Source organism: Mycobacterium interjectum, assembly GCF_900078675.2.
GTDB classification, from domain to species: domain Bacteria; phylum Actinomycetota; class Actinomycetes; order Mycobacteriales; family Mycobacteriaceae; genus Mycobacterium; species Mycobacterium interjectum.
In genome coordinates, this window is the sequence record NZ_LT546237.1 from 2,764,138 (window position 1) to 2,789,632 (window position 25,495).

The 25,495-nt window shown below is 67.9% G+C and carries 26 protein-coding genes and 2 pseudogenes; 16 read left to right on the top strand and 12 right to left on the bottom strand.

Features of this window, described 5'->3' with window-relative positions; genetic code table 11:
- The first annotated feature begins 14 nt into the window (after positions 1-14).
- Positions 15-320: an Lrp/AsnC family transcriptional regulator gene (locus BN4348_RS47660; RefSeq protein ID WP_235852775.1), complete on the top strand. Its 306-nt coding sequence runs from the start codon at positions 15-17 to the stop codon at positions 318-320.
- Here BN4348_RS47660 and BN4348_RS47665 read toward each other — a convergent pair.
- A complete protein-coding gene (locus BN4348_RS47665; protein ID WP_066914700.1) occupies positions 317-1,129 on the bottom strand; it encodes an SDR family NAD(P)-dependent oxidoreductase in 813 nt (270 codons plus the stop codon). The two genes, BN4348_RS47660 and BN4348_RS47665, sit on opposite strands and share 4 nt — an antisense overlap.
- 82 nt (positions 1,130-1,211) lie before the next feature.
- On the opposite strand from BN4348_RS47665, the gene BN4348_RS47670 reads away from it, so the two are divergent.
- Positions 1,212-2,201 (top strand): NAD-dependent epimerase/dehydratase family protein, encoded by a 990-nt coding sequence (locus tag BN4348_RS47670; protein ID WP_066914701.1) that lies wholly within the window; start codon positions 1,212-1,214, stop codon positions 2,199-2,201.
- 11 nt (positions 2,202-2,212) lie between these two features.
- Positions 2,213-2,755: a TetR/AcrR family transcriptional regulator gene (locus BN4348_RS47675; protein ID WP_235852776.1), complete on the top strand. Its 543-nt coding sequence runs from the start codon at positions 2,213-2,215 to the stop codon at positions 2,753-2,755.
- A gap of 115 nt (positions 2,756-2,870) precedes the next feature.
- On the opposite strand, the gene BN4348_RS47680 is transcribed toward BN4348_RS47675, so the two are convergent.
- The gene (locus BN4348_RS47680; RefSeq protein ID WP_066914703.1) at positions 2,871-3,572 is read right to left on the bottom strand and encodes a peroxiredoxin; all 702 of its coding nucleotides are present in this window, start codon (positions 3,570-3,572) and stop codon (positions 2,871-2,873) included.
- A 340-nt stretch (positions 3,573-3,912) separates the two neighbouring features.
- A complete protein-coding gene (gene trxA / locus BN4348_RS47685) occupies positions 3,913-4,287 on the bottom strand; it encodes a thioredoxin (RefSeq protein WP_066914704.1) in 375 nt (124 codons plus the stop codon).
- Between the two features lie 259 nt (positions 4,288-4,546).
- Here trxA and BN4348_RS47690 point away from each other — a divergent pair, with 259 nt between their 5' ends.
- Positions 4,547-6,001, top strand: coding sequence for an NAD(P)/FAD-dependent oxidoreductase (locus BN4348_RS47690; RefSeq protein WP_066914705.1), 1,455 nt, complete (start codon positions 4,547-4,549; stop codon positions 5,999-6,001).
- Between the two features lie 11 nt (positions 6,002-6,012).
- Positions 6,013-6,189, top strand: a complete 177-nt coding sequence (locus tag BN4348_RS60095; protein WP_160040518.1) for a hypothetical protein — start codon at positions 6,013-6,015, stop codon at positions 6,187-6,189.
- On the opposite strand, the gene BN4348_RS47700 is transcribed toward BN4348_RS60095, so the two are convergent.
- Together BN4348_RS47700 and BN4348_RS47705 are read right to left on the bottom strand one after the other, a co-directional pair.
- Positions 6,186-6,758, bottom strand: a complete 573-nt coding sequence (locus tag BN4348_RS47700; RefSeq protein ID WP_235852777.1) for a pyridoxamine 5'-phosphate oxidase family protein — start codon at positions 6,756-6,758, stop codon at positions 6,186-6,188. The two genes, BN4348_RS60095 and BN4348_RS47700, sit on opposite strands and share 4 nt — an antisense overlap.
- Before the next feature lie 12 nt (positions 6,759-6,770).
- The gene (locus tag BN4348_RS47705) at positions 6,771-7,346 is read right to left on the bottom strand and encodes an NUDIX domain-containing protein (protein ID WP_276002296.1); all 576 of its coding nucleotides are present in this window, start codon (positions 7,344-7,346) and stop codon (positions 6,771-6,773) included.
- Here BN4348_RS47705 and BN4348_RS47710 point away from each other — a divergent pair.
- Both BN4348_RS47710 and BN4348_RS47715 read left to right on the top strand, forming a co-directional pair.
- A complete protein-coding gene (locus tag BN4348_RS47710) occupies positions 7,345-7,716 on the top strand; it encodes a nuclear transport factor 2 family protein (protein ID WP_066914708.1) in 372 nt (123 codons plus the stop codon). The two genes, BN4348_RS47705 and BN4348_RS47710, sit on opposite strands and share 2 nt — an antisense overlap.
- Positions 7,717-7,876: 160 nt before the next feature.
- Positions 7,877-9,592, top strand: coding sequence for an NAD-binding protein (locus tag BN4348_RS47715; protein ID WP_066914709.1), 1,716 nt, complete (start codon positions 7,877-7,879; stop codon positions 9,590-9,592).
- Positions 9,593-9,603: 11 nt separating this feature from the next.
- On the opposite strand, the gene BN4348_RS47720 is transcribed toward BN4348_RS47715, so the two are convergent.
- Entirely contained in the window at positions 9,604-10,482 is an 879-nt protein-coding gene (locus BN4348_RS47720) for an LLM class flavin-dependent oxidoreductase (RefSeq protein ID WP_066914710.1), read from the bottom strand.
- A gap of 39 nt (positions 10,483-10,521) precedes the next feature.
- Here BN4348_RS47720 and BN4348_RS47725 point away from each other — a divergent pair, with 39 nt between their 5' ends.
- Positions 10,522-10,935: a VOC family protein gene (locus BN4348_RS47725; RefSeq protein ID WP_066914968.1), complete on the top strand. Its 414-nt coding sequence runs from the start codon at positions 10,522-10,524 to the stop codon at positions 10,933-10,935.
- Positions 10,936-11,032: 97 nt separating this feature from the next.
- Positions 11,033-11,422, top strand: a complete 390-nt coding sequence (locus tag BN4348_RS47730) for a VOC family protein (RefSeq protein ID WP_066914711.1) — start codon at positions 11,033-11,035, stop codon at positions 11,420-11,422.
- On the opposite strand, the gene BN4348_RS47735 is transcribed toward BN4348_RS47730, so the two are convergent.
- From BN4348_RS47735 to cysD, 3 genes are read right to left on the bottom strand one after another with little or no spacing between them, the layout of a single operon-like run.
- Entirely contained in the window at positions 11,419-11,904 is a 486-nt protein-coding gene (locus BN4348_RS47735) for an Rrf2 family transcriptional regulator (protein WP_066914712.1), read from the bottom strand. The two genes, BN4348_RS47730 and BN4348_RS47735, sit on opposite strands and share 4 nt — an antisense overlap.
- 31 nt (positions 11,905-11,935) lie before the next feature.
- Positions 11,936-13,777: an adenylyl-sulfate kinase gene (gene cysC / locus BN4348_RS47740; RefSeq protein ID WP_066914713.1), complete on the bottom strand. Its 1,842-nt coding sequence runs from the start codon at positions 13,775-13,777 to the stop codon at positions 11,936-11,938.
- A complete protein-coding gene (gene cysD / locus BN4348_RS47745; RefSeq protein WP_066914714.1) occupies positions 13,777-14,706 on the bottom strand; it encodes a sulfate adenylyltransferase subunit CysD in 930 nt (309 codons plus the stop codon). The genes cysC and cysD overlap by 1 nt, the downstream gene beginning before the upstream one ends.
- A gap of 189 nt (positions 14,707-14,895) precedes the next feature.
- On the opposite strand from cysD, the gene BN4348_RS47750 reads away from it, so the two are divergent.
- Positions 14,896-15,315, top strand: a complete 420-nt coding sequence (locus tag BN4348_RS47750) for a PaaI family thioesterase (protein WP_066914715.1) — start codon at positions 14,896-14,898, stop codon at positions 15,313-15,315.
- A 79-nt stretch (positions 15,316-15,394) separates the two neighbouring features.
- On the opposite strand, the gene BN4348_RS47755 is transcribed toward BN4348_RS47750, so the two are convergent.
- Positions 15,395-15,886 (bottom strand): beta-class carbonic anhydrase, encoded by a 492-nt coding sequence (locus BN4348_RS47755; protein WP_066914716.1) that lies wholly within the window; start codon positions 15,884-15,886, stop codon positions 15,395-15,397.
- Positions 15,887-16,013: 127 nt separating this feature from the next.
- On the opposite strand from BN4348_RS47755, the gene BN4348_RS47760 reads away from it, so the two are divergent.
- From BN4348_RS47760 to BN4348_RS47775, 4 genes are read left to right on the top strand one after another with little or no spacing between them, the layout of a single operon-like run.
- Positions 16,014-16,988, top strand: a complete 975-nt coding sequence (locus BN4348_RS47760; RefSeq protein ID WP_066914717.1) for an ABC transporter permease — start codon at positions 16,014-16,016, stop codon at positions 16,986-16,988.
- Positions 16,985-17,905 carry an ABC transporter permease gene (locus BN4348_RS47765; protein ID WP_066914718.1) on the top strand — a complete coding sequence of 307 codons (921 nt, stop codon included), beginning with the start codon at positions 16,985-16,987 and terminating at the stop codon, positions 17,903-17,905. The genes BN4348_RS47760 and BN4348_RS47765 overlap by 4 nt, the downstream gene beginning before the upstream one ends.
- Positions 17,902-19,743 (top strand): ABC transporter ATP-binding protein, encoded by a 1,842-nt coding sequence (locus BN4348_RS47770; RefSeq protein ID WP_066914719.1) that lies wholly within the window; start codon positions 17,902-17,904, stop codon positions 19,741-19,743. Before BN4348_RS47765 ends, BN4348_RS47770 begins: the two co-directional genes overlap by 4 nt.
- The gene (locus BN4348_RS47775; protein WP_084454292.1) at positions 19,736-21,478 is read left to right on the top strand and encodes an ABC transporter family substrate-binding protein; all 1,743 of its coding nucleotides are present in this window, start codon (positions 19,736-19,738) and stop codon (positions 21,476-21,478) included. The genes BN4348_RS47770 and BN4348_RS47775 overlap by 8 nt, the downstream gene beginning before the upstream one ends.
- On the opposite strand, the pseudogene BN4348_RS59620 reads toward BN4348_RS47775, so the two are convergent.
- Positions 21,465-21,650, bottom strand: a pseudogene (locus BN4348_RS59620) (alpha/beta hydrolase); the annotation flags it as partial. The gene BN4348_RS47775 and the pseudogene BN4348_RS59620 overlap by 14 nt on opposite strands.
- Before the next feature lie 2 nt (positions 21,651-21,652).
- On the opposite strand from BN4348_RS59620, the pseudogene BN4348_RS47780 reads away from it, so the two are divergent.
- Both BN4348_RS47780 and BN4348_RS47785 read left to right on the top strand, forming a co-directional pair.
- A pseudogene (locus tag BN4348_RS47780) lies at positions 21,653-22,516 on the top strand (ATP-binding cassette domain-containing protein); the annotation flags it as partial.
- Positions 22,509-24,251 carry an ABC transporter family substrate-binding protein gene (locus BN4348_RS47785; protein WP_084454292.1) on the top strand — a complete coding sequence of 581 codons (1,743 nt, stop codon included), beginning with the start codon at positions 22,509-22,511 and terminating at the stop codon, positions 24,249-24,251. The pseudogene BN4348_RS47780 and the gene BN4348_RS47785, both read left to right, overlap by 8 nt.
- Here BN4348_RS47785 and BN4348_RS47790 read toward each other — a convergent pair.
- Positions 24,238-25,491, bottom strand: coding sequence for an alpha/beta hydrolase (locus BN4348_RS47790; protein WP_066914721.1), 1,254 nt, complete (start codon positions 25,489-25,491; stop codon positions 24,238-24,240). The two genes, BN4348_RS47785 and BN4348_RS47790, sit on opposite strands and share 14 nt — an antisense overlap.
- Positions 25,492-25,495: the final 4 nt, after the last annotated feature.

Here is a 25,495-nt window from a genome sequence, read left to right on the forward strand (position 1 = left end):
CCTACGACATCGACGTGCTGCCGGAGCGGTTGGGATTCTTGCTGAACGCCATGATCTGGATCTCCACGGTGCCGCGCCACCTCGCGTCGGTGGCTGAGCAGATCGCCCGGCACCCAGAAGTCGCTTCGGTCGCCGCGGTCAGCGGTCCGGCCAACCTGATGGTCGTCGTGATCTGCCGCGACGCCGGACACCTCTATCGCTATCTTGCCGAGCGCCTGGCCGCCGTCGACCACATCCAGGCCTACGACGTCAGCGTTCGCAGCAAGCGGCTCAAGCAGGTCGGGTCGCTGGTTTCGCGCGGCCGGTTGATCCGCGCCTAGCCGCTCGTCGGCCCGAGCGCGTAAGCACCGGTCTCCGGGTGGTGATACCAGCCGCCGGCGGCGTGGGTGCCGCCGTCGACGTGAATCGTTTGGCCGGTGGTGTAGCTGGACATGTCGGAGGCGAGAAAAACTGCCGCGCCTGCCGTTTCGTCGACGTGGCCGGCACGCCCCATCGGCACGGTGAGGCCGAATCGCTGCTCGGAGCCGGGCGGCGCGATCGCCCTGATGCCTTCGGTCAGGGTGATGTCGGGCGCCAGCGCGTTGACCCGGATGCCGTGCGGCGCGAGTTCCAGCGCCGCGGTCTTCGTGTAGTTGATGACACCCGCCTTGGCCGCCGCGTAGGTGGCGTAGCCGGGTGCGGCGCGAACGCCCTCGATCGAGGTGACGCTGATGATGCTGCCCGGCAGTTTCTGCTCGACGAGGATGCGCGCCACCCGCTGCGTGCACAGGTACACGTGGCGCAGGTTCGCCTTGTACAGTGCGTCCCAACCGTTTTCGCTGGTGTCGAGGATTCCCGACCAGAACACCCCGCCGGCGTTGTTGACCAGGATGCTCACCGCCCCGAGTTCGGCGGTCGTCTGCGCCAGCGCGGCGTCGACCGCGGCACTGTCGCGGACGTCGACGGGAAGCCCCAGCGCGCCGATCTCCTCGGCGGCCGAAGCGCACGAATCGGCGTTGCGTTCCCAGATCGCGACCCGCGCGCCGAAGGCCTTCAGCCCGGCCGCGATGCCGCGGCCGATGCCCGCGCCGCCGCCGGTGACCACCGCGACCCGGTCGGTCAGGAGAACGCTGGAGGGATCGAGTGTCATGGAGCTGAATATAGAACAATGCGATGTCAAGGTTTACAGTCTTTACTGATTATGTTCGATATGTAATCAACGGAGGGTCGCCATGACCAGCACGATCTTCGTCACCGGAGCGACCGGGCAGACCGGCGGCAACGTGTGCCAGCAGTTGATCGAGCGGGGCGACCGCGTGCGCGCGCTGGTGCGCAATCCCGACGAGGCGACCGCGCTAACCGGTATCGGTGTGGAACTGGTCAAGGGCGACATCACCGACGCCGACGACGTGCTGCGCGCCGCCAAGGGGGCCGAGGCGGCCATTCACTGCGCGGCGCTGCTGGGCGGCGCGAGCCAGGACCTAGAGGATTTCAAGGCCGTCAACGTGGTCGGCACCGCGAACGTCCTGGACGCGGCCAAGGCGCACGGGATGCGTCGCGTCGTCGCCCTGAGCACCGCCACGTTCCTCGATCTGGGCGCCGGCGTCGACTTCGAAGAGGCGACCGTGCTGCGCAACCCGCCGGGCGACCCCTACACCGTCACCAAACTCGCCGCCTTCCTCGACGCGCACGAGCGCGCCGTCGCGGGCGACGACGTGCTGACCTGCCACCCGGGCGCGATCTTCGGTCCCGGCCTGGTGGTCGAACGGGCCCTGCATCGCACCAGCTTCAATCGGGTGCTGCTCGCCGGGATGCGCGGAAAGATCAAGCGCTACCTGGCTTTTCCGGTGACCTGGGTGGCAGGGGCCGACGTCGCGAAGGGCTCGATCGCCGCGCTGGACAAGGGCGTGGCCGGTGAGCGCTACCTGCTGGTGGGCCGGCCCGAGGACACCTTCAGCACCGCCGGGGGCATCAATCGGGCGTGTGAGATCGCGGGAATCGACCATCGCGTCGAGGATCTCGACTACCGCACGGATCCCGAGGCGTTGGCCGCCGAATTCGGGCCCACCCTGATGGCCATCGCGGCGGCCGCGGCCAAAAGCGAGCGCAGGCCCAGGGCGACCGACAACCTGACCACCCGGCGCCTGGGCTACGCGCCCATGTCGTTCGATGACGGCCTGCGACTGCTGATTTCGTGGCTGCGCGAGCTCGGCAGACTGTAGGGGTCGCCGTGGTGGATCTGTCCGATCGGATCCTCGACGCGGCCCAGCGGCTGGTATTCCGGGCCGGGGCGCGGAAGCTGTCGCTGTCGGACGTCGCGGCCCGGGCCGGGGTGTCCCGGCCCACGATCTACCGGTACTTCGCGTCCAAAGAGGAGCTCATCGACGCGCTCGGGAAACGCGAGCGCCGGCGCTTCAACGCCGCGATGGACCAAGCGATGTCCGGCGTCGTCGGGGTCGCACGGCTGGAGGCCGCCGTGGACGTCGTCGCGACCTTCGTCGAGGCCCAACCGCCCGGCCGGCTGCTCGACCTGGAGCCGGCGTTCGCGCACGACCAGATGGCGCAGGCGCTGCCCATGCTCGCGGATGGGTTGACGGCCGTATTGCAGCGCTGCGCCCGCGAGGGCGCCTTCGCCGCGGCGGTGGATCCTGCCGACCTCGCCGGCGCCGTCGCGCGAACCGCGTTGAGCCACTACATCTTTCCCGACGCCGACCACGGGGCGGCGCGTCGGGAGATCCGGGCGGCGGCCGGCCTTGGACGTCCGGGTGGTCGCTAGCAACGCGGCGTGGGCAAGGCAGCGCCGATGCTGCGCTGCCCAACTCCGAATGATTCCGCTAGATCGCTAAACTCGATCGCCAGTGCGTCGACGGAGAGGTCGGCCAACTGTGTCGTTACAGCCCCGCGTCGCTGGTAGTGCGAATCGCGGATTCAACTTCCTCCGCGGTGAGCTCCTTGGTGCAAAAGAACCAATCCTCGCAATGGGTCTTATCCATGCGCCCGCGCATGCGCTCTTCGGCGGTGCCCGCGGAGCCGGGGGCCGACAGGATTACGGGTTCACCGGGGCGCCAATCGGCAGGAGTTGCGACACCGAAATGATCCGCGGTCTGCAGCGCCTTGACCACGCGCAGCAGTTCGTCGAAGTTACGGCCGAGACTGAGCGGGTAGTAGATGATCGCACGGATGGTGCCCTGCGGATCGACGACGAAAACCGCTCGTACCGCCTTGGTCGAGTCTTCGCCGGGCATGATCATCCCGTATTTCTTGGCCACCTCCATCGAGACGTCTTCGATTACGGGGTAAGCGATTTCGACGTCTTTGAGTCCACGGAAGGCGATCTTGTCTTTGATCGTCCGTAGCCAGGCGATGTGGCTGTACAGCCCGTCGACCGACAGTCCCACCAGTTCAGTGTTGTACGTCGCAAACTGTTGCTGCATCGAAGCAAAGGTCATGAGCTCCGTGGTGCAGACCGGGGTGAAGTCGGCCGGATGCGAGAACAGGATCACCCATTTTCCTTGGTAGTCAGCAGGAAAGTTGATCTCACCCTGGGTGGTCGGGGCGGTGAATGCCGGGGCTGGGTCACCGATGCGGGGCATCTGTGCCGTCGCGGCGCCTCCATCTGAATCGATGCTCACGACAATCCGTCCTTCCTGAAACAACCCTCAACTCGCATACTTGGTGCGTCTTGGTAAGCGTGCACCTAATCCGCCTTCAGGGCGTAGGGCCGATTGTCACGTCACAGCGGGGCGCAGCTATTCCCTGACAAAAGGAGCGGCGCGCCGCCCGCGGGATGCGTCACCTGGCGGCGTCATGACGGCAGATGCATCGTTGGCCCGGGGGAACCGATTTCATGACGTGGTCCGCGTGCCTGCCGCAGCCCGCCCAAGTGGTCTTGCCGCAGCGAAGGCAGGACACCGGGTAGCACATGATTCGCGGCTATACCGTTGCGGCCGCTTCGCGTTCGGCGATCGCAGTGCGCACCCGCTCCATGTCGAGAGCCTTGATCTTGTCGATCAGGTCCTCGAGCACCGATTCCGGCAGCGCTCCCGGCTGGCTGTAAACGAGGATCCCGTCGCGGAACGCCATGACGGTCGGAATGGACCGAATGCCCACCGTCGCGGCCAGCTCCCTTTCCGTGTCGCTGTCCACCTTGGCGAAAACGACGTCAGCGTGCTTCTGGGCGGACCGTTCGAAGACCGGTGCAAAAGCCCGGCAGGGGCCGCACCAAGCTGCCCAGAAGTCGACGAGCACGATGGGATTTTCCACAATCGTCGTCTCGAAATCGGCCGCGGTCAGGGCTTTTACGGACATATCTCGCATCCTTTCGACCTCACAGCGCAACGCTGCGTTCCATGATTCCAACTATAACATAGATACCCCCATGGGTATTTCTGTTCGGCCGGAAGCCGTTGTTCCGCTCGACCCACACGCAAGGGGACCTTTGGCCCTTAACCTCGCCGACGCACGGGCCGCATAGTGGTCAGACGGGAGGCTGGCAACCATATACCCCCGTGGGTATATGCTGGCGTCAGCTATGAGCCCGCCGGGCAGGTCTCACTGAGGAGCAGCAATGGCACGAGTCGTCATCCTCGGCGCTGGTATCGCCGGACACACTGCCGCGCTGCATCTGCGTCGACGGCTCCCCCGGACCCACGAGGTAGTCGTGGTGTCGCCAAATCCGGACTGGAACTGGATCCCGTCGAACATCTGGGTCGGCGTCGGCCGAATGGAGGCAACCAAGGTCCTCATCCCCCTCAGGCCGATCTACCAGCGCAAGGGCATCGTCTTCCACCAGGGGTTCGCTACCGCGATCCGCCCCGAGGGCACGGCCGAGCAGTCGGCGCCGTCGGTGGACTTCACCTACACCGACGACGAGCACCGCGGCCAGTCCGCCTCCCTTACCTACGACTATCTCGTCAACGCCACCGGCCCACAGCTGAACTTCGGCGCCACTCCCGGCCTCGGACCCGACGGACACTCATACTCGGTCTGCACTGCCGACCACGCCGTCGAGGCGGCCAAGGCCCTCGATCGGGTCATCGCCAGACTGAAGGCCGGTGAAAAGCAGCGTCTTGTCATCGGCGTCGGGCATGGCACCTGCACCTGCGAGGGCGCGGCGTTCGAATACACCTTCAACGTCGAGCATGTCTTGCGCGCCGCCGGCGTGCGCGACCTCGCCGAAATCATTTACCTCACCAACGAGTACGAGCTGGGCGACTTCGGCGTCAACGGTATGAGCTTCGTCGACAAAGGATTCGTCCAATCCAGCCGGTTGTGGACCGAGTCGCTGTTCCGCGAGCGCGGCGTCAAGGCCATCACCCAGGCTGCCGTGCATGAGGTGATGGAAGGCAAGCTGCGCTATGAGCAGCTCAACGGCAAGGAGTACGACCTGGACTTCGATTTCGCGATGCTGCTGCCGCCGTTCAAAGGCGTCGCCCTCGCCGCCTACGACAGGGACGGCAATGACATCACGTCCGTCCTGTTCGCGCCGTCGGGCTTTCTCAAAGTCGACGCCGACTACTCGGGCAAGCCTTACGACGAATGGTCCGCCGACGACTGGCCGCACACCTATGAGTCCCCCGCGTACCCAAACATTTTCGCGCCCGGGATCGCGTTCGCGCCCCCGCACCCGATCTCCCGGCCACGCAAGAGTCCTAACGGAACCGTCATCACCCCCAGCCCACCGCGGACCGGCATGCCGTCCGGAATCATGGCCAAGACGATCGCCCAGACCATCCGGGACCGCATCAACAACCCGGGCGCCCCCGCCCACCGCGCCTCGATGGCAACCATGGGCGCCGCGTGCGTCGCCTCGGCCGGGACCGGCTTGCGCAAGGGCTCGGCCGCGGCAATGACCATGTTCCCGGTTGTCCCCAACCCGGTGAAGTACCCGCAGACCGGCCGTGACATCGCCGGCACCTCCGGCGAACTGGGCCTTGCCGGCCACTGGATCAAGGTGATGCTGCATTACCTGTTCATCTACAAGGCCAAGGCCAGACCGTTCTGGTGGCTGATCCCGGAATGAAAGGCGATCCCATGGGCGACGACAACATCTATTCCGAGGTGGACGCTCGGACCGCCGAACGCATCGCCGACGCCCCACTGCCAACCCGTGCCACGCTGCGGATGCGCCAGAACCTGCTCGTACAGTTCTGGCGCTTCGTTCGGATCAACCTCAAGATGATGCGGATCATCAACAGCGGACACGGCTAGGGGCGCGTCGTGAATTTGGCTTCGCCCAGCTGAAACTTCGTCGCACCGAACGGCTCGCAGGTTCCGAGCGCGACCACCGTCGACGGCTCCATCCGATAGACGTGCCACGGCGCCGGACCGGCCGATTGCGCACTGTACTGAGCCGTCAGCGCGTCGCCCGCAACCTCGCACGGCCATCCACCCCGCACGAAAGAGTCCGCCACGGAAGCCAATTCGCCCGCGGAAGTGACCCGCCGGGCGACGCCCTCGATGACCAAGTCGAACGGTTCCGTGGCCACGCTGAACACGCACCGGGGATCGTGGGCCAAGTTACGCGACTTGCGGGTCGCCGGACCCGAGGTGAAGTACCAGCCGCCGTTGTCCTGCGACATCCCGATCGCCGTCACATGCGGGCTTCCGTCGGGATTGATCGTCGCGAGCCACACCGTGTGGCGTTCCGGGCCGCCGCTGCCCGGCGCCTGCGTCAGCTCACCGTCCAGCACTGCCTTGACGCGGTCCCATTCAATCGGAGGCGCCCCATACCCGTCGAGATTGCGGTGCGTGATCGTCATGCCGGTATCGACCGCCACCGACAGCAGAATTCATCGCTCCCGTAGCAGGAACAATCCGTAGGCGGCGATCGACTGCGCGTCGACGATCACCCCGGTGCGCATCATCTGCTCGACGTCTTCGCGGGAGAACCATTCGCTGCGCATGTCCTGTTCCTCGTGCTCGCGATCGGATTCGCCCTCGGCGATCCCAGTGGCCAGGAACACCCAGCCGCGCTGACTGCTCATCCCCGCGGCGACGTCGAGCTGGCCGAGCGCCTCGAACGACGTCGCGCGCAGCCCGGTCTCCTCGCGCAACTCGCGCTCGGCCAACCGTGTCGGCTCGGCATCGACAAGATCCGGAGCGCTGCCCTGTGGGAATTCCCAGCGCCGCGCGCCAAGCGGGTAGCGGAACTGCTCCACCAGCCGAAACCGGCTCCCGTCGTACGGCATCACCAGCGCGTACGTCGGCTTGTCCACCACCGCGTAGATGCCCAGACTGCCATCGGGACGGCGGATGTCGTCCTCCCGGATCACCAGCCAGCGGTTGCGATAGATCTCGCGGGACGCGACGCATTCGATGAAAGGCACACCGCCAGTATCGCGACGAGGAGTATGTTCCCAAGCCATGCCCTCCCAGGAAGCCATCGCACAGACCGTCAATCGCTACCTCGAGCTCGTCGCCGGCGGCAAACCCGACGAGATCCTGACCCTCTATGCCGCCGACGCGACCGTCGAGGATCCGATCGGATCGGACGTGCGGCGCGGACACGACGCCATCCGCGAGTTCTACGCGGGTTTCGAAGACCTCAAGAAAGAGACCGAACTCGCGGAGCTGCGGCTCGGCGGCAGCGAGGCGGCGTATTTGTGGCACCTCACGCTCGACACCGGCGACAGCCGCAGCCGCATCTCGCCCATCTCGCACATGACGTTCGACGAGGACGCCAAGATCTTGTCGATGCGGGCGTTCTGGTCCCCGTCCGACATCAAGGTCCTCTGATTTCGTTGCGGGACAACGGTTCAGCCCCGCTGCGTCCGTCGCCGGTGGGCCGATCCGGCGTTTCGACGAGGTAGCAAACCGGCGCGTGAACTCGTGTCTTGCCGCGTCGGCGGCGATAATGCATCGATGACCCCTCAAGACGGCGATCCACCGCTCTAGCATGCGACGGCACATCATCGTCAGCGGTGACGACGCGCTGGCCACGACCATCATCGACGAGCTGAACAACGCAGGCGTCAGCGTCGTCAAGCTCACCAGCCCCGCCGAGCTTGCCCACGTCGAGGCCGATCGCGCGCTCGCCGTCGTGTGCGCCGGGGACGACGATGCGATAAACCTCGAAATCGCCTTGCTGGCAAGGAAAGCCAATCCCAGGGTGCGCGTAGTCGCGCGGCTGGGCAATGACGTGCTCCGCGAAGCGGTGGCCGACGACAACGGCCCCGGAGCGATCCTGGACGTCGCCGAGCTCGCGGCGCCGTCGGTCGTCGAGGCGTGCCTGGCGCACAGCACGCACCCGTTCGAGGCGGCCGGCATCACGTTCGTCGTCTCCGACGCCGAGGCGCCCCGGGACGGGACCCTGCGCGAGATCTACGGCGACCTGGCGCCGGTGGCGGTGATTCACGGTCCCAACTCCCCAAGCCCCGGTGAGGTGGCGGCCTGCCCGGGCCGCGACCTGCCGGTGCACGCCGGCGACTGGACCGCGATGATCGGCACCCCGGACGAGCTGGCCGGCCTGGGCATCAAGATCCCGCGCGCGACCCGGGTGCGCACCCGCCCGCCCCAGCTGCGGCGCGCGTTCGACGCGGTACGGACCCTGCGCAACGACGTCAACCCGATGTTTTTCCGCGCGCTGGCCGCCGCACTGAGCTTGCTGATCGGGTCAACGATCGTGTTGCGGTTCACCTACCAACCCCACCCCGGGATGACTTGGGTCGATGCGCTGTACTTCAGCACCGAGACGATCGCGACCGTCGGCTACGGCGACTTCAGCTTCCTGCACCAACCGACCTGGTTGCGGTTGTTCAGCATCACGCTGATGTTCGCCGGGGTGATGACCACCGCACTGCTGGTCGCGTTCATCGCCGACCTGCTGTTGTCGCGCCGCTTCGCCTACTCGGCCGGCCGCCGGCAGGCGCGCCACCTGCGCAACCACATCATCGTGGTCGGGCTGGGGTCGTTCGGCAGCCGCGTCGTCAGGGATCTCGTCGCGGCGGGATACGACGTGGCGGTCATCGAACGCGACGAGAACAACCGCTTCCTGTCGACCGCCGCCGACCTCGAGGTGCCCGTGGTCTTCGGGGACGCGACACTGGCTCAGACCCTCGAGTCGGCCCGCGTCGAGCACGCCCGCGCGGTCGCGGTGCTGACCCAGGACGACATGGTCAACATCGAGATCGGGATCGTGCTGCGCGAGATGCTGGGCCCGCGGGTGATGCCGGAAGTCATCCGGCCCGACGTGCCGATCGTGCTGCGGATATTCGACCGCGCGCTGGGCGTCGCCGTGGCGCAGCGGTTCGGCTTCGAACACGTTCGCTCCACCGTCGAGTTGGCCGCGCCGTGGTTCATCGGCGCCGCCATGGGGCTGCAGGTGCTCGGGACGTTCTGGGTCGGGCAGCGCTCGTTCATGGTCGGCGGCATGCACGTGGCGGCCCGCAGCGAACTGGACGGGCTGCGGATGTTCGAGCTGTCCACCCACACCCGGGTCATCGCGATCACCCGGGAGGACGCGCCGGTCCAGCTGCACCCGCGACGCGACGCCCGGCTATGCGCCGGCGACACCGTCTACCTCGTCGGCCCGTACCGCGAGCTGCTGGCGACGCTGCGCAAAGGGCAGCCTCCCCAGCAGCCCGAGATCGCAGGCGAGCGCCGCCCGGCCTAGTGGCCTTTGGACTAGAGCTGGGCCGCGACGTCGGCCGCCCGGCGCAGCTGGTCGACGTCCGAACTCGTCGGGATGAGCTGGACCTCGTCGGTGCCGATGCCCTCGAACTTGCGCAGCACCGCCAGCAGCTCGTCCTCGTTGCCGGCCCAGCCCGTCACGGGCGCCATCGCGTCGACGTACTCGGCCGGTATCCAGTTCATGTAGCGCCGCAGGTGGCGATGCACCTGGGCGCGGGCGTCGTCGGGCGTGCCGAACGCGAACCAGAACGACGTCACCAGGTGCGGTTTGGGCCTGCCGGCCTGCGCCCACGCGTCGCGTGCGACGGCGAACAGGTCGTCCTGCTTGGCGACGTCGAGGTCCAACGTGGTGCCGGCCAGCCCGTCGGCCCACGCCGCGGCGCTGCGAATCGTCTTCGGCCCGATGCTGCCGACGAACAGCGGCGGACCACCGGCCTGGACCGGGGGCGGGCCGACGGGCAGCACCGACTCGGTGAGCTTTTCGCGGGCCCACACCCTTTTCATCACGGCCACCCGGTCGGCCATGCCGCGCATCGTCTGCGCCGCCGGGTCGGCGCCCACGGCGTGATAGTCCTCGAGCCTGCCGCCCACGCCGACGCCGACCGTCAGCCGCCCGCCGCACAGCATGTCCCCGGTGGCCAGCGCCTTCGCCAGCATCACGGGGTCGTGCAACTGCGGCACGATCACGGTCGTCAGCAGCCGCACCCGGTGGGTCCAGGCCGCCAGCGCACCGAGCAGGGTCAGGTTGTCCGGGTTGTCGAACGCGATCCGCTCGCCCCAGCACAGCGACGAGAAAGGGCCGTCGTCGATCACGCGGGCCCAGTTTTCGAGCACCACCGCATCCAAATCCGGCTCCATTACCGGCATGGTCATCGCTATCTGCACAGACGCGATTCTGGCAGCATGGGCTGGATGGGTTTCACCAGCACCTCGATCGCGCACGTCCGCCTGACCGTGACCGATATCGAGCGGTCCCGGCAGTTCTACGAGAGCGTCTTCGGCTGGCCGGTGTTGCTGGAGGTCCCTGAGAACGCCGACGAGGCCACCCGCGGCCAGTACGGCTTCCTGTTCGGCGGCGTCATCTACGACCTCGGCGGCACGCTGCTCGGCCTGCGGCCCGTCGCGACGGACCGCTTCGACGAGGACCGCGTCGGCCTCGACCACATCGCGTTCCGGGTTGGCAGCAAGGCCGAATTGGACGCCGCGGCCGCCCATCTCGACGATGTCGGCGTGGCGCACGAGCCCGTCAAAGACATTGGGCCGTCATACATCTTGGAGTTCCGCGACCCGGACAACATCGCGCTGGAGCTCACGGCGCCGAAGTAGCGCGCCTCGCCTGCGGCGCGAGGGTGCGCAGAATGTCAGCCCGCACGGCGTGTCGCCGTACAAACACGCACGCTCGCGGTGAAGCGATAATTGAGCTATGGCGATCAGTTTCAACCACACCATCGTCGCCGCGCGCGATAAGCGGGAGTCCGCGGAATTCCTCGCCGAGCTGTTCGGCCTGCCCAGCCCGCAACCGTTCGGCCACTTCCTGGCCGTCGCGCTCGAGCATGGCGTCAACCTCGATTACGCCGACGCCCCGCCGGGCGAGGAGATCCGGCGCCAGCACTACGCGTTCCTGGTGTCCGACGACGACTTCGACGCCATCTACGGCAGGATCGCCGCGCGCGGCTTGGCGCACTGGGCGGATCCTCGCCAACAACGACCGGGCGAGATCAACCACAACCACGGCGGGCGCGGCGTCTACTTCCTGGATCCCTCCGGCCATGCCATGGAGATCCTGACCCGGCCCTACGGCTCGGACGGCTAATCGCCGCTGCGCGGTGAGCCGTGCCGCGTGTGTTCCTGGTCGCGGTAGTCGTCGGCCATTTGTGCGACGTGCTTGGGCAGGGTGCCGGCCGCGACGTCGGCCAGGGTCGTTTCCTCGAGCACCGAGCGCATGCTGGCCCGCAGCGCGCGCCAGACGTCGGCCAACGGCGCGGTGGGACCGGAATACGGCAGGTCACCGAGCCCGATGTCGCGGACGCTGGCCAGCGGGCCGTCGATGCAGCGCAACACGTCGGCGATGCTGATCTCGCTTCCGGGGCGGGCCAGCTCGTAGCCGCCCTCGCGACCGCGGTGGCTTCGCACCAGGCGATCGGTGCGCAGGTTGGTGAGGATGTCGACGAGGAATTGCGGCGGTATCCCCTGGGCCTGGGCCAAATCGTCGGTCGTCACCAGGGCGCCAGAGTCGACCGTCGCGAGGTGGACCATCGCCCGCACCGCGTACTCCGCCTTGGCCGACATCCGCATGTGTGGATTGTGCCATTGACGCCAGCGGTGCCTAGGGGCGCAACTCCAGCAGGTCGATCACCAGCTGCGCCTGCTCGTCGACGCCGCGATCCGGCGTGAGCCGCAGGTCCGGGTTCTCCGGCTGCTGATACGGGCTGTCGATGCCGGTGAAGTTGGCGATCTCGCCGGCGCGCGCCTTGGCGTATAGCCCCTTGGGATCACGCTTCTCGCAGTCGTCGAGTGGCGTGTCGCAGAAGACTTCGAAAAATTCCAGCCCGCTCGTGGCGTGGACCCTGCGCGCCAGTTCGCGATGTTCGGCAAGCGGGCTGATCGCCGGCACCAGCACGGTTTGGCCGGAGTCGGCCAGCAGGGCGGCCACGTGCGCCAGCCGGCGCAGGTTCTCCGCCCGGTCGGCCATGGAAAAGCCCAGGTCGCCGTTCAGGCCGTGGCGCAGGTTGTCGCCGTCGAGAACGTAAGCGGGAAAACCACTTTCGAGCAGCTTCCGCTCAACCTCCATGGCCACACTCGATTTGCCCGAGCCCGACAGGCCGGTGAACCAGATCGTCCTGCCCCGTGGCCGGGATCCCGCACCGACGAGCGACTTGTGCCGCACGGTGTTCGGGCTCGACGCCTGCGTCGAGACGTCCCGCAACACCATGCCCGCCGCCACCGTGCCGTTGGTGTTCGGGTCAATCAGAATGAACGAACCGGTGCTGGAGTTGCGGGTGTACTCGTCGAGCAGCAGGGGCACCTGGGTGCGCAGCGAAACGCGGCCAAGCTCGTTGAGCTGCAACGCCGTTGCGGCCTTGTCGCGGTGCAGGGTGTTGACGTCGAGCCGGTACTCCAGCGCGGTGACCCGGGCGCGCGTCGTGCGCGTGGTGTGCTTGATCAGGTAGTCGCGGCCGGGCTCCAGCGCCGCGTTGTCGGCCATCCAGCACACGGTCGCGTCGAAATCCTGCGTGACCCTGGGCTGGTTGTGGGTCCGGGCGATCATGTCGCCGCGCGAGATGTCGATGTCGTCCGCGAGGCTGATCGAGACCGCCATCGGCGGAAACGCTTCTTCCACAGGGCCGTTTGGGCCCTCGATCGCGGTGATCCGGGTGGTCTTGCCGATCGGCAGCACGACCACCTCGTCGCCGGCGCGCATCACCCCGCTGGCCACGGTGCCGGCGTAGCTGCGGTGGTCGCGGTGCTCGTGGGTCTGCGGCCGGATGACGTATTGCACCGGGAACCGCACGTCGACCAGGTTGCGGTCACCGGCGATGTAGACCTCTTCGAGGTGCGACAGCAGCGCCGGGCCCTCGTACCACGGCGAGTTGTCCGATTTGGTCACCACGTTGTCGCCGTTGAGCGCGGAGATCGGGATGGTGGCCACGTCCTGGACGTCCAGCCGGGCCGCGAATGCGTGGAACTCGTCGCGGATCCACTCGAATCTCTCTTTGTCCCAATCGATCAGGTCCATCTTGTTGACCGCCAGCACGATGTGCTGGATGCCGAGCAATGACGCCAGGAAGGCGTGCCGGCGGGACTGCTCCAGCAGGCCGTGGCGGGCGTCGACGAGCACGATCACCAGCTGAGCAGTCGACGCGCCGGTCACCATGTTGCGGGTGTACTGGATGTGCCCCGGCGTGTCGGCGATGATGAATTTCCGCTTGGGGGTGGCGAAGTAGCGGTAGGCGACGTCGATGGTGATGCCCTGCTCCCGCTCGGCCCGCAGGCCGTCGGTCACCAGCGCCAGGTCGGTGTAGTCGTGGCCGCGCTCCTCCGACGCCCTCTCCACCGACGCCCATTGGTCTTCCATCACGGCCTTGGAGTCGTAGAGCAGGCGCCCGATCAGGGTGGACTTGCCGTCGTCGACGGAGCCGGCGGTTGCGAGCCTCAATAACGTGGTCATCAGAAGTAGCCCTGTCGTTTCCGGTCTTCCATCCCGGCCTCCGAGATGCGGTCGTCGGCCCTGGTCGCGCCGCGCTCGGTCAGTCGGGACACCGCCGTCTCGGCGATGACCTCCGACACGGTGGAGGCCTCCGACTCCACGCATCCGGTGCAGGTGACATCGCCGACGGTGCGGAACCGCACCGTCGCCTCGAACACCGGCTCGTCGGCGCGCGGCTGCATGTGCCGGTCCACCGCCAGCAGCATCCCGTCGCGTTGAAACACCTTGCGGCGGTGCGCGAAATAGATCGACGGCAGCTTGACCTTCTCGGCGCCGATGTAGGACCAGATGTCGAACTCGGTCCAGTTGGACAGCGGGAAGACGCGGATGTGCTCGCCCTTGTGGTGCCGGCCGTTGTAGAGGTTCCACAGCTCGGGCCGCTGGGCCTTGGGGTCCCACTGCCCGAACTCGTCGCGGAAGCTGAACACCCGCTCCTTGGCCCGCGCCTTTTCCTCGTCGCGTCGCGCGCCGCCGAACGCGGCGTCGAACTTGTTCTCCCGGATGGCGCGCAGCAGCGTCACGGTCTGGATCGGGTTGCGCGACGGGATGGTCTCGACGACGCGGCCCGCGTCGATGTCCTCCTGCACCGACGCCACCACCAGCCGCACCCCGGACTCGGCGACCAGTTCGTCGCGGGCGGCGATCACCTCGTCGAAGTTGTGGCCGGTGTCGACGTGCATCACCGGGAACGGCAACCGCCCGGGCCGGAACGCCTTGAGCGCCAGGTGCAGCATGACGATGGAGTCCTTGCCGCCGGAGAACAACAGCACCGGGCGCTCGAACTCGGCCGCCACCTCCCGGATGATGTGGATCGCCTCGGCCTCGAGCGAGCGCAGGTGGCTCAACTCGTACTGGCCGGCGGCGGGGGCCGCGTTCACAGCGCTGGTCATCGGCTACCTCGTCGTTTTATTCCTGATAAAGCTGATCGTATTGACCATCTTTATTGCCATTGCCGTCTATGGAACCAGCCGCCCCCGCCCCTGTCAATGCTTTGGCGCACGTGACGGGCACCCGACGCATGGCGCCACGAAGGGCCGGTGGCCTGTTGCGGCGGGGCACCGCTGCGAAAGCATGGGCGCATGACAACTGGAACACACAGCGGCCGGGAAGTTATTGCCCAATTCCTCCCCCAATCGCCGTTCGTCGCGAAGCTGGGGATCGTCGCCGACCAGCTGGGCGACGACGAGGTCAGGCTGCGGCTTCCGTGGGATCCCGCCAACGTCACCGTGGGCGATATGGTGCACGGCGGCGCCATCGCGACGCTGGCCGACGTGACCGTCATGGCGGCGGCGTGGTGCGGCGCGGACGCGCCCTCGCAACTGCGCGGGGTGACGGTGTCGATGGCGCTGGATTTCCTGGCGCCGGCCCACGCCACCGACGTCATCGGGATCGGCCGGGCGCTGCGGCGGGGGCGGTCGCTGGTCAACTGCGAGGCCGAGATCGTCGACGCCGACGGCTCGCTGGTCGCCAAGGCCCTGGCGACCTACAAGCTGGGCTGAGCCGTCGCCGAACGTGCGCTCAGGGCGAAGAAATGGCCAATTTCTCGCCCTGAGATCACGCTCGGCGAAGGGAGCCGCGCTAGAGGGTGACTTCCTCGAGCTTGCCGGTGGCGACGTCGAAGATGAAGCCGCGCAGCGACACGTGCTTGGTCACGAACGGGCTGTTCTCGATGCGGCGCAGCGACTGCCGGACGTCCTCCGCCGGATCCGGAAACGCCTCGGCCGCCCACGGCGGCTTGACGCCGGTCTCGTCCTGGATGGCGCGCTTGAAGTCGTCGTCGGTGAAGGTCAGCATCCCGCAGTCGGAATGGTGGATGAGGATGATCTCCCGGGTCCCCAGCAGCCGCTGGCTGATGGCCAGCGAGCGGATGACGTCGTCGGTGACGACGCCGCCGGCGTTGCGGATGACGTGGGCCTCCCCCTCGTTGAGACCGAGCAGGCGGTAGACGTCCAGCCGGGCGTCCATGCACGCGACCACCGCGACGTGTTTGCTCGGCGGCATCGGCAGCGGGCCGGTGAAACCGCTCGCGTATCGGGCGTTGTTGGCCAGGTAGTCCTCGGTAATCGTCACGCAAGCCTCCTCCGGATATCGCGGCCTGAACCTAGCAGCGAGCCACCCGCAATTCACGCATGAAAATCAGCCGGATCACAAGGCTGCGCTCGGCTCGTTAACCTGTCCCAATGCGGAACGGGCGGGCATGATCCGGTTTCTGGCGCGCCGAGTGCTCAATTACATCGTGCTGCTGGCGCTGGCCTCGTTTCTGACCTATTGCCTGACCTCGTTGGCCTTCTCCCCGCTGGACAGCCTGTTGCAGCGCAATCCGCGGCCGCCGCAGGCGGTCATCGACGCCAAGGCCCACGCGCTCGGCCTGGACCAGCCGATCCCGATCCGCTACGCGCACTGGGCCTCGCACGTGGTCCGCGGCGACTTCGGCACCACCATCACCGGCCAGCCCGTCGGCACCACGCTGTGGCGCCGCGTCGGAGTGACGCTGCGGCTGCTGGTGGTCGGCTCCGTGGTGGGCACCGTGCTGGGCATCGTGGCGGGGGCCTGGGGGGCGATCCGCCAGTACCGGCTCAGTGACCGCCTCGTCACCATGCTGGCGCTGCTGGTGCTCAGCACCCCGTCGTTCGTCATCGCGAACCTGTTGATCCTCGGGGCGCTGCGGGTGAACTGGGCCGCCGGCGTGCAACTCTTCGACTACACCGGGGAAACGTCGCCGGGCGTGTTGGGCGGCTGGCACGAGTTGCTGGACCGGCTGCGGCATTTGATCCTGCCCACGCTGACGCTCTCGCTGATGGCGGCCGCCGGCTACAGCCGTTACCAGCGCAACGCGATGCTCGACGTCCTCGGCCAGGATTTCATTCGCACCGCCCGCGCCAAGGGCCTCACCCGCCGGCGTGCGCTGCTGAAGCACGGGCTGCGCACCGCGCTGATACCGCTGGCGACGCTTTTCGCCTACGGGGTGGCCGGGCTGGTCACCGGGGCGGTGTTCGTCGAGAAGATCTTCGGCTGGCACGGCATGGGCGAATGGCTGGTGCAGGGCATTTCGACGCAGGACACCAACATCATCGCGGCGATCACCCTGTTCTCCGGCACGGTGGTGCTGCTGGCCGGCCTGCTGTCCGACGTCTTCTACGCGGCGCTCGATCCGAGGGTGCGGGTGTCATGACATCCGATGTGTCTGTGGCGCAAGGGCTTTCGGCCCCGGAAGAGGTGGAGTTCGCCTCGCGGCGCACCCTGGTGCTGCGCAGGTTCGCCCGCAACCGGCTCGCGGTGGCGTCGCTGACGCTGCTGGTGCTGCTGTTCGTCGGTTGCTACGCGCTGCCGTCGCTGCTGCCCTACTCCTATGACGACCTGGACTTCAACGCGCTGCTGCAGCCGCCGAACGGCCGGCACTGGCTGGGCACCAACGCGATGGGCCAGGACCTGCTCGCGCAAATCCTGCGCGGCATGCAGAAGTCGATGCTGATCGGCCTCTGCGTGGCGTTCATCTCCACCGGCATCGCCGCCACCGTCGGTTCCGTCGCCGGCTACTTCGGCGGCTGGCGCGACCGGGTGTTGATGTGGGTGGTCGACCTGCTGCTGGTGGTGCCCAGCTTCATCCTGATCGCGATCCTCACGCCGCGGGTCAAGAAGTCGTCCAGCGTCCTGCTGCTGGTGCTGCTGCTGGCCGCCTTCGGCTGGATGATCAGCTCGCGCATGGTCCGCGGCATGACCATGAGCCTGCGCGAGCGCGAATTCATTCGCGCCGCGCGCTATATGGGTGTCTCCAGCCGCCGGATCATCGTCGGCCACGTGGTGCCCAACGTCGCGTCGATCCTGATCATCGACGCCGCGCTCAACGTCGCCTCGGCCATCCTGGCCGAAACCGGCCTGAGCTTCCTCGGCTTCGGCATCCAGCCGCCCGACGTGTCGCTGGGCACGCTGATCGCCAACGGCACCCAGTCCGCGACCACGTTCCCGTGGGTGTTTTTGTTTCCGGCCGGGGTTTTGGTGCTGATTCTGGTGTGCGCCAACCTCACCGGCGACGGGCTGCGCGACGCGCTCGATCCGGGCAGCGGGATGGGGCGGGGCGGCGCCCGATGAGCCCGCTGCTGGAGGTGACCGACCTGGCCGTCGACTTCCCGACCGACGGCCAACCGGTGACCGCGGTGCGCGGCATCAGCTACCACATCGAGCCCGGCGAGGTGGTGGCCATGGTCGGCGAGTCGGGCTCGGGCAAGTCCGTGTCGGCCATGGCGGTGGTGGGGCTGTTGCCGGAATACGCGCGCGTGCGCGGCTCGGTTCGATTGCACGGCACCGAGCTGCTGGGGCTCGGCGACGAGGCGATGTCGCGGTTCCGCGGCAAGGCGGTCGGCATGGTCTTCCAGGACCCGATGTCGGCGCTGACACCGGTGTACACCGTCGGCGACCAGATCGCCGAGGCGATCGAGGTGCACCAGCCCCGCGTCGGCCGGAAGGCCGCCCGTCGGCGCGCGGTGGAACTGCTTGAGCTGGTCGGTATTTCGCAGCCGGAACGGCGCGCCCGGGCGTTTCCCCACGAGCTGTCCGGCGGCGAACGGCAGCGGGTCGTCATCGCGATCGCGATCGCCAACGACCCCGACCTGTTGATCTGCGACGAGCCGACCACCGCCCTGGACGTGACGGTGCAGGCGCAGATCCTGGAGGTGCTCAAGACCGCCCGCGATGTCACCGGCGCCGGCGTGCTGATCATCACCCACGACCTCGGCGTCGTCGCCGAGTTCGCCGACCGGGCCCTGGTGATGTACGCCGGCCGGGTCGTCGAATTCGCCGGCGTGACCGAGCTTTACCGCGCCCGCCAGATGCCCTACACGGTGGGGCTGTTGGGATCCGTGCCCCGGTTGGACGCCGCCCAGGGCACCCGGCTGGTGCCCATCCCCGGCGCGCCGCCGTCGCTGGTGGGGCTCGGCCCGGGATGCCCGTTCGCGCCGCGCTGCCCGCTGGCGATCCACGAATGCCGCGCCGCGGAGCCGGAATTGGTCGAGGTCGGCGTGGACCACCGGGCGGCCTGCATCCGCACCGACCAGGTGGGCGAGCGCAGCGCCGCGGACATCTACGGGGTCAACACCTCCTCCCGCGCGGCGGCGACTCCTTGCGACTCGCCCGTCGTCGTGCGGGTGCGCGATCTGGTCAAGACCTACAAGCTGACCAAGGGCGTGGTGTTGCGCCGCACCGTCGGCGAGGTCCGCGCCGTCGACGGCATCAGCTTCGAGCTTCGACAGGGCCGCACGCTGGGCATCGTCGGGGAATCCGGCTCGGGCAAATCGACCACGCTGCACGAGATCCTGGAACTGGTTGCGCCGCAGTCGGGGTCGATCGAGGTGCTGGGCAACGACGCGGCGTCGTTGACTCGAGCGAGCCGGCGGGCGCTGCGCCGCGACATCCAGGTGGTGTTCCAGGACCCGGTGGCATCGCTGGACCCGAGGTTGCCCGTCTTCGAGCTGCTCGCCGAACCGTTGCGGGCCAACGGCGCCGGCAAGAGCGGCACCAACGCGCGGGTCGCCGAGCTGCTCGACATCGTGGGCCTGCGCCGCGCCGACGCGGCCCGCTACCCCGCGGAGTTTTCCGGCGGCCAGAAGCAGCGCATCGGCATCGCGCGGGCGCTGGCGCTGCAGCCCAAGATCCTGGCCCTCGACGAACCGGTTTCCGCGCTCGATGTCTCGATCCAGGCCGGGATCATCAACCTGCTGCTCGACCTGCAAGAGCAGTTCGGCCTGTCGTATCTGTTTGTCTCACATGATCTTTCCGTGGTCAAGCACCTGGCCCACCGGGTGGCGGTGATGCATGCCGGCGCCATCGTGGAGCAGGGCGACAGCGAGGAACTTTTCCGCAATCCGCAGCACGACTACACGCGGCAGCTGCTGGGCGCGGTGCCGCAACCGGATCCGGGGAAGCATGGCTAGGGCGAGACTCTTTGGCGCCGAGACTGCGCTCAGCGCGTGGTTTGGGGGCAAATCCGCGCGCTGGACGCAGACTCGGCGGGTATTGAGCCTGTTGGTAATCGCCGGTTTGGCGCTCACCGGGTGCTCGCCGGCCATCAACCTGGCGCCCCCGACCGGCAATAACGCGTCGATCGGCACCACCAGCGACGTCAACCCGCAGGATCCCGCCACGCTGCGGGACGGCGGAAACCTGCGGCTGGCCCTCAACGACTTTCCGCCGAACTTCAACATCCTGAGCATCGACGGCAACTCGGCCGAGGTCGCCGCGATGATGAAGGCGACCCTGCCGCGCGCGTTCGTCATCGGGCCGGACGGGTCGACCACCGTCGACACCGACTACTTCACCAGCGTCGAGCTCACCGGGACCAACCCGCAGGTGGTCACCTACACCATCAACCCGAAAGCCGTGTGGTCCGACGGCACGCCGATCACCTGGCGCGACATCGACAGCCAGATCCGCGCGCTGTCCGGCGCCGACAAGACGTTCGAGATCGCCGGACCCGGCGGCGCGGACCGGGTCGCGTCGGTCACCCGCGGGGTGGACGACCGGCAGGCCGTCATGACTTTCGCCAAGCCCTACGCCGAGTGGCGCGGCATGTTCGCCGGCAACGGCATGCTGCTGCCGGCCAGCATGACCGCCACGCCCGAGGTGTTCAACAAGGGCCAGCTCGACGGGCCCGGCCCGTCCGCCGGCCCGTTCGTCGTGTCCTCCTTGGACCGGACCACCCAGCGAATCGTGTTGACCCGCAACCCGAAATGGTGGGGCGCGCGCCCGCGCCTGGACAGCATCACCTATCTGGTGCTCGACGACGCCGCCCGGCTACCGGCGCTGCAGAACAACACGATCGACGCGACGGGGATCGGCACGGTGGACCAGCTGACGATCGCCCAACGCACCAAGGGCATTTCGATCCGCCGCGCGCCGGCGCCGAGCTGGTCGCACTTCACCTTCAACGGCGCCCACGGGGCGATCCTGGAGGACAGGGCGCTGCGCGTCGCCGTGTCCAAGGGCATCGACCGCCAGACCATCGCCAAGGTCGTCCAGTACGGGCTCACCAACAACCCGGTGGCGCTGGGTAACCACATCTACGTCGCCGGGCAGGAGGGCTACCGGGACAACAGCTTCATCGTCCCCTACGACCCGGCCGAGGCGAGCCGGGAATTGGACCAGTTGGGCTGGAAGCGGGGCGGCCAGATCCGGGAGAAGGACGGTCGGCAGCTCGTCATCCGCGACTTGTTCTACGACGCGCAGGGCAGCCGGGTGTTCGCTCAGATCGCCCAGCACAGCCTCGCCCAAATCGGCGTCAAGCTCGAACTCGTCGCGAGGTCCGGCAGCGGCTTCTTCACCAACTACATCAACGTCGGGGCGTTCGACATCGCGCAGTTCGGTTGGCTGGGCGACGCGTTCCCGCTGTCGTCGCTGACGCAGATCTACCAGTCCGACGGGGCGAGCAACTTCGGCAAGATCGGCAGCCCGGAGATCGACGCCGCGATCGAGCGGACGCTCGAAGAGCTCGATCCCGCGAAGGCGCAGGCGTTGGCCAACGACCTCGACAAGCTGATCTGGGCCGAGGGGTTCAGCCTTCCACTGACCCAATCCCCCGGTGACGTCGCGGTGCGCAGCACGCTGGCCAACTTCGGCGCGGTCGGCCTCGCCGACCTCAACTACACCGCGATCGGGTTTATGCGGAACTGAGCCGCCACCGCGACGGCATGGGGACCCGCACCGCGGGCAGGGCGCCCTCGGCGATGGCGGCCAGCTCGATTGCCTTCCACAGCAGGCGAATTTCGGGCCGCGGCGGGAGCGCATCCAGCGCGGGCGCCTGGGCGGCCAGCCCGTCGACTTCGCCGCGCCACACCGCGCCGGCGNAGCGCCGCGGACATCTACGGGGTCAACACCTCCTCCCGCGCGGCGGCGACTCCTTGCGACTCGCCCGTCGTCGTGCGGGTGCGCGATCTGGTCAAGACCTACAAGCTGACCAAGGGCGTGGTGTTGCGCCGCACCGTCGGCGAGGTCCGCGCCGTCGACGGCATCAGCTTCGAGCTTCGACAGGGCCGCACGCTGGGCATCGTCGGGGAATCCGGCTCGGGCAAATCGACCACGCTGCACGAGATCCTGGAACTGGTTGCGCCGCAGTCGGGGTCGATCGAGGTGCTGGGCAACGACGCGGCGTCGTTGACTCGAGCGAGCCGGCGGGCGCTGCGCCGCGACATCCAGGTGGTGTTCCAGGACCCGGTGGCATCGCTGGACCCGAGGTTGCCCGTCTTCGAGCTGCTCGCCGAACCGTTGCGGGCCAACGGCGCCGGCAAGAGCGGCACCAACGCGCGGGTCGCCGAGCTGCTCGACATCGTGGGCCTGCGCCGCGCCGACGCGGCCCGCTACCCCGCGGAGTTTTCCGGCGGCCAGAAGCAGCGCATCGGCATCGCGCGGGCGCTGGCGCTGCAGCCCAAGATCCTGGCCCTCGACGAACCGGTTTCCGCGCTCGATGTCTCGATCCAGGCCGGGATCATCAACCTGCTGCTCGACCTGCAAGAGCAGTTCGGCCTGTCGTATCTGTTTGTCTCACATGATCTTTCCGTGGTCAAGCACCTGGCCCACCGGGTGGCGGTGATGCATGCCGGCGCCATCGTGGAGCAGGGCGACAGCGAGGAACTTTTCCGCAATCCGCAGCACGACTACACGCGGCAGCTGCTGGGCGCGGTGCCGCAACCGGATCCGGGGAAGCATGGCTAGGGCGAGACTCTTTGGCGCCGAGACTGCGCTCAGCGCGTGGTTTGGGGGCAAATCCGCGCGCTGGACGCAGACTCGGCGGGTATTGAGCCTGTTGGTAATCGCCGGTTTGGCGCTCACCGGGTGCTCGCCGGCCATCAACCTGGCGCCCCCGACCGGCAATAACGCGTCGATCGGCACCACCAGCGACGTCAACCCGCAGGATCCCGCCACGCTGCGGGACGGCGGAAACCTGCGGCTGGCCCTCAACGACTTTCCGCCGAACTTCAACATCCTGAGCATCGACGGCAACTCGGCCGAGGTCGCCGCGATGATGAAGGCGACCCTGCCGCGCGCGTTCGTCATCGGGCCGGACGGGTCGACCACCGTCGACACCGACTACTTCACCAGCGTCGAGCTCACCGGGACCAACCCGCAGGTGGTCACCTACACCATCAACCCGAAAGCCGTGTGGTCCGACGGCACGCCGATCACCTGGCGCGACATCGACAGCCAGATCCGCGCGCTGTCCGGCGCCGACAAGACGTTCGAGATCGCCGGACCCGGCGGCGCGGACCGGGTCGCGTCGGTCACCCGCGGGGTGGACGACCGGCAGGCCGTCATGACTTTCGCCAAGCCCTACGCCGAGTGGCGCGGCATGTTCGCCGGCAACGGCATGCTGCTGCCGGCCAGCATGACCGCCACGCCCGAGGTGTTCAACAAGGGCCAGCTCGACGGGCCCGGCCCGTCCGCCGGCCCGTTCGTCGTGTCCTCCTTGGACCGGACCACCCAGCGAATCGTGTTGACCCGCAACCCGAAATGGTGGGGCGCGCGCCCGCGCCTGGACAGCATCACCTATCTGGTGCTCGACGACGCCGCCCGGCTACCGGCGCTGCAGAACAACACGATCGACGCGACGGGGATCGGCACGGTGGACCAGCTGACGATCGCCCAACGCACCAAGGGCATTTCGATCCGCCGCGCGCCGGCGCCGAGCTGGTCGCACTTCACCTTCAACGGCGCCCACGGGGCGATCCTGGAGGACAGGGCGCTGCGCGTCGCCGTGTCCAAGGGCATCGACCGCCAGACCATCGCCAAGGTCGTCCAGTACGGGCTCACCAACAACCCGGTGGCGCTGGGTAACCACATCTACGTCGCCGGGCAGGAGGGCTACCGGGACAACAGCTTCATCGTCCCCTACGACCCGGCCGAGGCGAGCCGGGAATTGGACCAGTTGGGCTGGAAGCGGGGCGGCCAGATCCGGGAGAAGGACGGTCGGCAGCTCGTCATCCGCGACTTGTTCTACGACGCGCAGGGCAGCCGGGTGTTCGCTCAGATCGCCCAGCACAGCCTCGCCCAAATCGGCGTCAAGCTCGAACTCGTCGCGAGGTCCGGCAGCGGCTTCTTCACCAACTACATCAACGTCGGGGCGTTCGACATCGCGCAGTTCGGTTGGCTGGGCGACGCGTTCCCGCTGTCGTCGCTGACGCAGATCTACCAGTCCGACGGGGCGAGCAACTTCGGCAAGATCGGCAGCCCGGAGATCGACGCCGCGATCGAGCGGACGCTCGAAGAGCTCGATCCCGCGAAGGCGCAGGCGTTGGCCAACGACCTCGACAAGCTGATCTGGGCCGAGGGGTTCAGCCTTCCACTGACCCAATCCCCCGGTGACGTCGCGGTGCGCAGCACGCTGGCCAACTTCGGCGCGGTCGGCCTCGCCGACCTCAACTACACCGCGATCGGGTTTATGCGGAACTGAGCCGCCACCGCGACGGCATGGGGACCCGCACCGCGGGCAGGGCGCCCTCGGCGATGGCGGCCAGCTCGATTGCCTTCCACAGCAGGCGAATTTCGGGCCGCGGCGGGAGCGCATCCAGCGCGGGCGCCTGGGCGGCCAGCCCGTCGACTTCGCCGCGCCACACCGCGCCGGCGACGGCCAGCGCCGCGGGCTCCCGAAAGTCCAGCGCGCTGTGCGCCATGGTGGGAAGTTTCAACAGCTCGGCACGAGGAATGAGGGACGCCACCCGCTGGGCGACCGGGGGCGGGGTGATGAGATCGCGGCCGCCGGAAATCACCGCCGTGGGCCAGTTGAAGTTCGGCATCTCGGCCGGCAGGTCGTACGGCTCGTCCTCGAAACTGACCTTTTGAGTGCGGGTTTCGCGTTCCGCAACGGCGGGGTCGAGCGGCAGGCCGTCGGGTTCGGCGGCGTAGTCGAGTTCACGGAACGCGATGCGGCTGACCAGATCTTCCTCGTAGCGGTACGGCAGGTTGCCTAGGGTGGCGAACTGGGATATCGCCCACCACAACACCTTTCGGTTCTTCAACAGCAGGTCGAGTTGGCGATCGAGCAGCGCGGCGCCGCCGTAGCCGTAGATCGTCGCGACGACCTGGGTGGCCGCCGCCGTCATCACCCCGGCGTCCACGAGCTTGCGGACTTTGGGCGCCAGCGGGGCCGTTTCGGGGCTGTCACCCCGCAGCAGCAGCCGGCGGATCGCCCGTCGCACGATCACGATGTCGTGGCGGGACAGCAGCGGCGAATCCAGGACCATTGCCCCAACCCGGCCCGGATGGCGCACGCCGACCCCGGCCGCGATGTAGGTGCCGTACGACGTCCCATAGATGACGGCGGAGTCGACGCGGGCGTCGTCCAGCACCGCCGCCACGTCGTCCACGACCTGGTTCACGGTGAGCGCCCGCGGCGGCAGGTCGGCGCCCGCGTCATCGTGGCGCGACAATCCCACGCCGCGATGCTCGACCATGATGACGTCGAGGCCGGCTGCGGCCGCCCGGCGCCGCAGACCCTTGTACATCTGCACCGACGCCACCCCCGGCCCACCGGGGATGATCACCAGCGGCTGGGCGGACTTGCGGCCGCTGCGCACGTAGTAGAGATCGAACTCGTCGGCGCTACCGGGCGAGACCGGCCGACGCACCGGCCGCACTCCGGGCAATGCGGCCAGCTTTTTTTGCTGCCGACGCCGTATCGCGTTCATGGTCATAGCG

Coding starts and splice junctions, on each gene's coding strand:
- BN4348_RS47665 (WP_066914700.1), bottom strand. CDS start 1,129: ATGACACTCGATCCCTCCAGCGTTCTCCTGACCGACCGGGTCGCGGTG.
- BN4348_RS47670 (WP_066914701.1), top strand. CDS start 1,212: ATGACCAGCACGATCTTCGTCACCGGAGCGACCGGGCAGACCGGCGGC.
- BN4348_RS47680 (WP_066914703.1), bottom strand. CDS start 3,572: ATGCCCCGCATCGGTGACCCAGCCCCGGCATTCACCGCCCCGACCACC.
- trxA (WP_066914704.1), bottom strand. CDS start 4,287: ATGTCCGTAAAAGCCCTGACCGCGGCCGATTTCGAGACGACGATTGTG.
- BN4348_RS47690 (WP_066914705.1), top strand. CDS start 4,547: ATGGCACGAGTCGTCATCCTCGGCGCTGGTATCGCCGGACACACTGCC.
- BN4348_RS60095 (WP_160040518.1), top strand. CDS start 6,013: ATGGGCGACGACAACATCTATTCCGAGGTGGACGCTCGGACCGCCGAA.
- BN4348_RS47710 (WP_066914708.1), top strand. CDS start 7,345: ATGCCCTCCCAGGAAGCCATCGCACAGACCGTCAATCGCTACCTCGAG.
- BN4348_RS47705 (WP_276002296.1), bottom strand. CDS start 7,346: ATGGCTTGGGAACATACTCCTCGTCGCGATACTGGCGGTGTGCCTTTC.
- BN4348_RS47715 (WP_066914709.1), top strand. CDS start 7,877: ATGCGACGGCACATCATCGTCAGCGGTGACGACGCGCTGGCCACGACC.
- BN4348_RS47720 (WP_066914710.1), bottom strand. CDS start 10,482: ATGACCATGCCGGTAATGGAGCCGGATTTGGATGCGGTGGTGCTCGAA.
- BN4348_RS47725 (WP_066914968.1), top strand. CDS start 10,522: ATGGGTTTCACCAGCACCTCGATCGCGCACGTCCGCCTGACCGTGACC.
- BN4348_RS47730 (WP_066914711.1), top strand. CDS start 11,033: ATGGCGATCAGTTTCAACCACACCATCGTCGCCGCGCGCGATAAGCGG.
- BN4348_RS47735 (WP_066914712.1), bottom strand. CDS start 11,904: ATGCGGATGTCGGCCAAGGCGGAGTACGCGGTGCGGGCGATGGTCCAC.
- cysC (WP_066914713.1), bottom strand. CDS start 13,777: ATGACCACGTTATTGAGGCTCGCAACCGCCGGCTCCGTCGACGACGGC.
- cysD (WP_066914714.1), bottom strand. CDS start 14,706: ATGACCAGCGCTGTGAACGCGGCCCCCGCCGCCGGCCAGTACGAGTTG.
- BN4348_RS47750 (WP_066914715.1), top strand. CDS start 14,896: ATGACAACTGGAACACACAGCGGCCGGGAAGTTATTGCCCAATTCCTC.
- BN4348_RS47760 (WP_066914717.1), top strand. CDS start 16,014: ATGATCCGGTTTCTGGCGCGCCGAGTGCTCAATTACATCGTGCTGCTG.
- BN4348_RS47765 (WP_066914718.1), top strand. CDS start 16,985: ATGACATCCGATGTGTCTGTGGCGCAAGGGCTTTCGGCCCCGGAAGAG.
- BN4348_RS47770 (WP_066914719.1), top strand. CDS start 17,902: ATGAGCCCGCTGCTGGAGGTGACCGACCTGGCCGTCGACTTCCCGACC.
- BN4348_RS47775 (WP_084454292.1), top strand. CDS start 19,736: ATGGCTAGGGCGAGACTCTTTGGCGCCGAGACTGCGCTCAGCGCGTGG.
- BN4348_RS47785 (WP_084454292.1), top strand. CDS start 22,509: ATGGCTAGGGCGAGACTCTTTGGCGCCGAGACTGCGCTCAGCGCGTGG.
- BN4348_RS47790 (WP_066914721.1), bottom strand. CDS start 25,491: ATGACCATGAACGCGATACGGCGTCGGCAGCAAAAAAAGCTGGCCGCA.